This is a genomic window from Pseudohalocynthiibacter aestuariivivens, assembly GCF_018457175.1.
GTDB classification, from domain to species: Bacteria; Pseudomonadota; Alphaproteobacteria; order Rhodobacterales; family Rhodobacteraceae; genus Pseudohalocynthiibacter; species Pseudohalocynthiibacter aestuariivivens.
Genome location: NZ_JAGFNU010000004.1, coordinates 276,745 through 283,217, shown reverse-complemented (window position 1 = coordinate 283,217; position 6,473 = coordinate 276,745). Strand labels below are relative to the sequence as shown.

Genomic DNA, 6,473 nt, shown 5'->3' with positions numbered 1-6,473 from the left:
TTTCTTGTGATTGACCTTCCAGCCCTCCATCCGCAAAAGGGCTGTGACCTTCCTGTAGCCATACCGACCATACTGCTTGGCCAATCTGATCATCGCCAAACGCAGCGCATCGTCATTCGTTGGCTTGCCGTCATTCAACGCACGATGAAGAAAGCCGGAACACTCAAACCTATATGGTGAAGGTTTGTTTCCGAGCCAAGCACCTCGGCTACGCTCGATGCCGCATCCCAGTACTTGCACGCAAATATCCCACCATGTTTTCCTGAAGTTTTTTTGCAATTTCAGGGGCTGGTTATGGAGCAGGTTTTCATGGTGCAAGACCGACGGTCAGGCGTGTTGATGTTGTTTGATGTTTCCGGGGTTGAGAGACTTCTTGGCATCGAATTGAACTACATCAATTGGGCAATCCAATCGGATGGCGTATTTGAAAACCCATATTGGCGTGTAAGCTAGAACACCCTTTTAACTGTCCAGTTGGCTGAGCGCTTCCAATTGGGCGAGTGCGATCCTAAGTTCCTTGTCCGGCATGGCGCGGATCAGGGTCATCGCTTCAGCCTCGCGCTTTAACCTGTTCGGGCTCCGGGAGGGGTCATGATCCTGCGCCGGAAAGAACTCTGTAATTGGAACGTTGAAGACGCCTGCCAACAAAACAAGTGTGTCGAGGCTTGGCAGGCTTTTTCCGGTTTCAATGTTTGAAACGGCTTCAGCTGTTCGGCCAATGGCTTCGCCAATTGCTGCCTGGGTTTGACCCGTCGTGCGCCGAAACGACCGGACTTGGCCGCCAAGGTAGGTTTTTAAGTGATTGCTCATATGACGAAGTAGACTTCGTCTTGTGCATCAATAAATCGAACATACTTCGAAAAGTTTTGCAAAACACGACCGGACTTCATAGTTTGCGCAAATCAGTGCATTTACATGAAGCGAAGACGATTTGCGGGACGATCCAAAGAATATCGTTATTGCCGCAATCGATGTCGGTGCTCCCAAGAACATTGGCTGGGCGATATTGGATGGTGATGCCGTTGAAACGGGCAATGGCCTTGATGCATTCATTTGTTGTTTTGCAGAATTGGCTAAGGACAAACCAGCTGCATTGGGATTTGAAGCACCTTTGTTCGTTCCAATTAGCCGCCCGTTGAACCGGCTTACTGCTCAACGCAATGGCGAGAACGGGCGTCCGTGGTCAGCCGGGGCCGGGGCGACGGTAACAACAATAGGTTTGGCAGTGGTTTGTCATGTTCTGGAAGGTTTGCGAGACCGTCTTCCCAGTAAACCTGCGACATTGGATTGGCATAGCTGGACCAACGGCAATGACATGTTGCTCTATGAGGCCTTCGTCAGTGGTGCCAACCACGCCGGACCCGGGGAGCACTGGAAAGATGCGCTCAACGCAGCTGAAGGGTTTCGCGCAGCGCTCCCTGATCTCAATGCTGCAAATGCGGTATATGAAGACAACGTCCTATCCTTGGTTGGAGCCTGCATGATGCGCACGGGCTGGTGCCACAATAACAACCCAGTTCTCGCCGACCCATGTCTGGTCATTCGCCCTTAACAAAGGGGTTTGTAAGGCGCTGTTTCAGCTGATATTTTCGGATATTTTTTGCTGTAACTGAGAGGTAGATATGGAGCAGGACAACAAAGGTGAACCGGATCAAGAACCTACAACAATAGCGCTGACGATAGCCGTTCCAGAGAAAGTGGGCTGGTCGGTCAGGGCAGGGGACAACACTTGGTCGGGAGATGATATCAAAGGTTTGGTGCAACATATTGGGGAGACCAAAATCGAATGGCCTGCAACGCTGTCGATCTCACTGCTGTTTGAGTTGACGGGGGACGTTGAAGCGGTACGGTCGAGACCAAATCACCCAACAAAGGGGCGAGGCATTTGAGCGACGACACTTGGATACAGACATTCACCGGGAAGAAATTTCCACTTACCCATCCAGACCCAAACAAGATTGATATAGAAGACATCGCGCACGCTTTGTCGCTGCTGTGCCGGTTTAATGCGCATTGTGAGAAGTTCTATTCGGTTGCCGAACACAGTGTTCATGTGTCCCATGAAATCGACCCTGAACCGTCGCCCAAAAATTTGGATCTATCGTATCCTACAATGATGTTTGTCCTGAAAGGTTGCTGGTCTGTCGTATTGATGACAATCTTAAGGAGCCCAAAGATTGGACACATCTCTCCACGGTGACGAACAACAGAATTGCTCGTTTCGATTTCTAGCTTCAGCATTTTGTAGGGCGGTTTGAGAATTCAAGGAACGGAAAATTTCTGGTTCGCCGAAACCTAAATGGAGTAAATCTTGACAAGAAACTTGGAACATTGAAGGTCGCAGAAGACAAAGTGTGCTTTACATTCGAAAAGGCGCTGCGAGATAAAAATTATAAGAGACGTTTCGCTTTTTTCAGCTACTCGAACCGTTTGAGTTGCAAACAAAGCAGATATTCGAACAAAGTCGACTATAGGTCGCTCAGTTGCGATAGTAGGTCTTTGGCGCATCTGCGAGAACAGTAAAATGCGACCCTAACAACGGATTTTATGTTTTGGCTAACTTATCTTCTCGCAAAATTGATAAAACGCTGAAATTCGTAATGGACGAGTTGGTTCGTTACCACGAACTTTCTCAAAACATTGAGAGCATAAAGTCAGCCATTAAGAACGATGGTTGGCTTTACGAAATTCCGCTTGAAGGAAACCGAAAGAAGATAATCGGAAAAGCCGCTCACAAAAGGCTGGCCCAGCTATCAGAAACCGTCGTCAGCTCTGAGCCCAAACTCGTAGGTCGTGTCCGCAATTCAGATTTCTTGGAAGTCTTAAAGGTCGAATTTGGAAAACTGCTTCTAAAGGGCTGTGAGTACGATGATAAAGAGTTTATCGATCACTGCATCGAAGTGACTTGCCGAGATAAGCTTGTCTCGAAGAACTACTATATCCCTTGCCTCGCCCCAAACTTCCGAGGCATGACAAAGTTCTCTATTGGTCCCGTAACTTTCTACGATAAGAAAGTTTTTCTAGAAAGGCACGGTCCTGAAATATCCAAAGAAGGTTCTGTCACTCTCGAAGAATTTGAAGCTAAATATGATGTTCAAAATTGGATAGCTCACGTCCGCATATCTGGTTTCTGCGAACCAAAGGCCCAAGAGCGAGCATATCTTTCCGTACGCATGGCCATTGCTGCAATTAAGTCACGACTCCGACTGCAGGACAGTAAGTGGCTAGGAACATCGAAGCAAATGATGCCCAAGCTTCTCGAGTTTTTTATGAGTTCCTCTTCTGCTTCAGACGAAAAGGAGTCGATCTTTTTTAGTTGGCATAAGCAGTTCATTTTAAATGCGGAAAATGATGTTGTAATGCATCTTTTGTCAGATGGTTCAAGAGACTGGTTCATCTTGTTTGGTTCGTTTTTAGCAAAAGTTATCAATGAAGGTAGGTGGAGATTTCTCGAGCAGAAACTCATTACAGCGATGATATGGTTAGATATTGGTAATAGCCCTGCGAGTGATGCTGAACGAACCGTAGCCTTTTCAAATTGTTTAGAAGCACTGTACGTATCTTCTGACAAAGGCATAAAGCAGCAAATTGTAAAAAACTCGAAGGTCATTCTCGAATTTTCTGGTTGGAAATCTGATTTGAACGGTAAAGTCGGGGAATTTTACTCGAAGAGAGGCTCGCTGGTTCACGGGGAAGATATGCCTTTAGGTGAGGATATTGCGAATTCGACCTATCTTGGGAAATACCTAACAGACGTTAGCATTGAAGGCTTTTTTTATTTCGCTGCTTGGCTATTAGAGAAACACAGTCTTGCGAAGACGAAGGAACACGATCGGCCATTTAATGGACCGAATAGCTTCACGAAAGCCCTTAGTACTGAGCTCCCTCTGTTTATCCAGGAACGAAAAAAGCTACAAAAGAACATTAAATCTATTTAGTGGTTTATCTGTTGCATCGTGACTGAAATTGCTGCCCTTGCAGCGGTTTTGTCGTATTGCTCCATTTCCAAAGGTTTAGCCAGATATCTCGTTCGGCGAGAATTCGGCGGGAAGACATCGAAGATTATGCTCGGATTAAAAGTTCTAGAATACAAAGACGCTCTGACAGACGAATTGAAAAAGCCTGGGCGCTGGATCGTTGCATATGTAGAATCGTCGATGGCGTGGCCGGTGCGTGTCCAACGTATCGCGTACCTCGGGCAAGAATACTGGATCATTCCGGTCACTATCGATGCGTATCCTGGAATAGCTGTCCGAGTCCAAGGCAAAGATGAGGACGAACTGCGGGAAAAAATACTTCGCTTCTTAAGTGTATTGTCTTGGGTCGAAGGGAAAGGATCGGTATTGCTGTCTTTTGGAGGAGGCAGTGCACTCTACCCCTACAAACGAAGTTCCAACGCTGGCCTCGTTATTAGAGATCAATTTGATCTATGCTACCTTCCCGAGATAACTGAAGCAAAGCATCAATTGGCATTGGCTCTTATGCGAGAGGGTCGAGGTTTAAGTCACATCGCTTATTCGTTTCTCTCTTTTTACCGGGTGTTGGAAGTTGCCGTCGGAAAAACAAAGATCAAAGAATGGGTTGCGCAAGCTGTAAATCGCTTGCCCAATGGCGAGGGAAAAAGAGCATGGGGCAAGTTGATCGCTTCAGGTATCTTAAATGTATCTGATCACCTCTACAAATCCGGGAGATGTGCAATTGCTCATGCGGGCAGCAATCCGATTGTTGACCCCGATAAACCCACTGATTCAAATCGATTATATCATGAACTACCGCTGGTCGAAGGTTTGGCTGAACTCGCGATTGAGGAAAATTTTAATGTGCAAACCGCCGGGAAAGTTTTTCGTGAGCATCTCTATGAACTTTCCGGCTTTAAGAGGATTTTGGGCGCAGAAATAGTTCAAAGTGTTGTTTTGGGAAAGCCAATTGGCGCGAGCAAGGAAATAGACGTGCCAGTTATCGACTTCCAGCTAAAGGGAAAGGGGCCTTTCGAAGCGCTTAAGGGGTTGCAACCAACTTCTTTTGTGCAAGATGGGAACAAAGTTCATGTCGAGTTCGAGCGTGAAGATGGACGGCTCCGAGTGAAGTTTTCCTTGAACTTTACGGAGGAACGTTTGGAGTTTGACATACATGATGGATTTTTCGGTGCCCAAGATGATGACTCCTCAACGTATGCGTTTCACAAGGCGGAGTTAACCGAATTTGCTAAATGGTATTACTTGAACGGCTCTATACAGATCGCCGACTCCAAGACAGGTGAGCTTATCGCGCGAAAGGACGCGTTCATTCCAATCAACGTTGTTGTGCAGCCCGACGAATTTGACAAAGATATTGAATTTTGGCGATCCATCGCTGAGAATCGAAGAAAATTGGAAGCTGCTAAGTAGAATGGCACAAGTACAAATAGCAGTGCTGCAAGCCCCTAACATTCTTATGGTTGCTCTGGGCTCTAGACGCCTGCGTTGATTCCTAGCATTCTTTATGGGGCGCCACCGACGCCAATCCAATTCACCCAAATTCCAATAGCGGTGACTACGACCGAAATCCCTACAGCGATATGGCACTCTCAGCGAAGGTTTTGCCCGCTGAGAGCCTTGTCTGCCTATGCCGGAGCTTCCTCGTCCTTCTTAGCTTCATCATCACGGATGTTGCTAAGAACTAGCAATGCATCCCGAACGAGTGACCTTTCAATAGGAGGCATCTCAATATCGGAATTGTCATGCACGAGCATAACTTTGATTGCATAGTCCTGAATGGTTACGCATCGCAGTTCAGCTATCTGATCTTCAGTTTCGCGAAGTCGAGTGAGTTTTGAATCAATACAGTTCCTGACAATGCTTTCGCTGAGGTGGAACCATTTGCAGTAGAGCTGATACATCGTGAGTTTCATTTGAAGATCCTCCCAATGTTCTACGCAGCTACATTTTCAAGGCGGCTTCTGCGGACTTCCCTTACGAGGCAACCAACATCGCCTACAAAGAGCCAATCAAGAGATAGGCCTTGTTGCCGGGTGTAGGCCAAAAGCTCGTTGGTTGGTGCGCCGTCGTCATCAACCAAAGTTTCTGGCGGTTTTGTTCCTGTCCACTCGGCAAATTCTTTTAAACGAGCGTGTGCTGGTTCAAGATCGAGTTCTGGAAGTGTCATGTTCGTACCTTTCGTGTTGCAAATAGAAGCGCGAAACCGCGCATTGCAGGGCGAAAGAGACAACCAAACTATATTAACTGAGAGGGTTCTTCAGATACCTGATGGTGGGAAAATTGGCGGGACAGAGTTTTCTATATCTCGCGTTTTCGTTATATTTCAGTATCTTAATGATTTTATTTGGTGGAGCCTAGGGGGATCGAACCCCTGACCTCTTGCATGCCATGCAAGCGCTCTCCCAGCTGAGCTAAGGCCCCGATCCAGAATTAATCTGTGCGCTGCTATCTAGGCGAGCGTGGGGCCCAATTCAAGTGAAAAGAGCCCCATCTTAG

Annotated in this window: 9 protein-coding genes and 1 tRNA gene; 5 read left to right on the top strand and 5 right to left on the bottom strand. The window is 47.0% G+C overall.

From position 1 onward, the window contains the following. The coding region (locus J4E70_RS19705) for an IS3 family transposase (protein WP_425516548.1) at positions 1 to 240 on the bottom strand (240 nt) is incomplete at its 3' end. 54 nt (positions 241 to 294) lie between these two features. Here J4E70_RS19705 and J4E70_RS08795 point away from each other — a divergent pair. Then, positions 295 to 453: a hypothetical protein gene (locus J4E70_RS08795; RefSeq protein ID WP_213888721.1), complete on the top strand. Its 159-nt coding sequence runs from the start codon at positions 295 to 297 to the stop codon at positions 451 to 453. 9 nt (positions 454 to 462) lie between these two features. Here J4E70_RS08795 and J4E70_RS08790 read toward each other — a convergent pair whose 3' ends face one another. Next, positions 463 to 810, bottom strand: coding sequence for a helix-turn-helix domain-containing protein (locus tag J4E70_RS08790; RefSeq protein WP_213888720.1), 348 nt, complete (start codon positions 808 to 810; stop codon positions 463 to 465). A gap of 121 nt (positions 811 to 931) precedes the next feature. Between J4E70_RS08790 and J4E70_RS08785 the strand changes: the two genes are divergently transcribed. From J4E70_RS08785 to mauJ, 4 genes are all read left to right on the top strand, one after another. After that, a complete protein-coding gene (locus tag J4E70_RS08785; protein ID WP_213888719.1) occupies positions 932 to 1,552 on the top strand; it encodes a hypothetical protein in 621 nt (206 codons plus the stop codon). A 70-nt stretch (positions 1,553 to 1,622) separates the two neighbouring features. Continuing rightward, complete coding sequence (locus tag J4E70_RS08780; protein WP_213888718.1) at positions 1,623 to 1,889, top strand: hypothetical protein; 267 nt, start codon at positions 1,623 to 1,625, stop codon at positions 1,887 to 1,889. Between the two features lie 663 nt (positions 1,890 to 2,552). After that, positions 2,553 to 3,938 (top strand): hypothetical protein, encoded by a 1,386-nt coding sequence (locus J4E70_RS08775; protein ID WP_213888717.1) that lies wholly within the window; start codon positions 2,553 to 2,555, stop codon positions 3,936 to 3,938. An 18-nt stretch (positions 3,939 to 3,956) separates the two neighbouring features. After that, positions 3,957 to 5,387, top strand: coding sequence for a methylamine utilization protein MauJ (gene mauJ, locus J4E70_RS08770; RefSeq protein WP_213888716.1), 1,431 nt, complete (start codon positions 3,957 to 3,959; stop codon positions 5,385 to 5,387). Between the two features lie 215 nt (positions 5,388 to 5,602). Here mauJ and J4E70_RS08765 read toward each other — a convergent pair whose 3' ends face one another. From J4E70_RS08765 to J4E70_RS08755, 3 genes are all read right to left on the bottom strand, one after another. Continuing rightward, positions 5,603 to 5,890: a hypothetical protein gene (locus J4E70_RS08765; protein ID WP_213888715.1), complete on the bottom strand. Its 288-nt coding sequence runs from the start codon at positions 5,888 to 5,890 to the stop codon at positions 5,603 to 5,605. Between the two features lie 20 nt (positions 5,891 to 5,910). Further along, entirely contained in the window at positions 5,911 to 6,144 is a 234-nt protein-coding gene (locus J4E70_RS08760; protein ID WP_213888714.1) for a hypothetical protein, read from the bottom strand. A 178-nt stretch (positions 6,145 to 6,322) separates the two neighbouring features. Further along, positions 6,323 to 6,398, bottom strand: a tRNA-Ala gene (locus tag J4E70_RS08755). Positions 6,399 to 6,473: the final 75 nt, after the last annotated feature.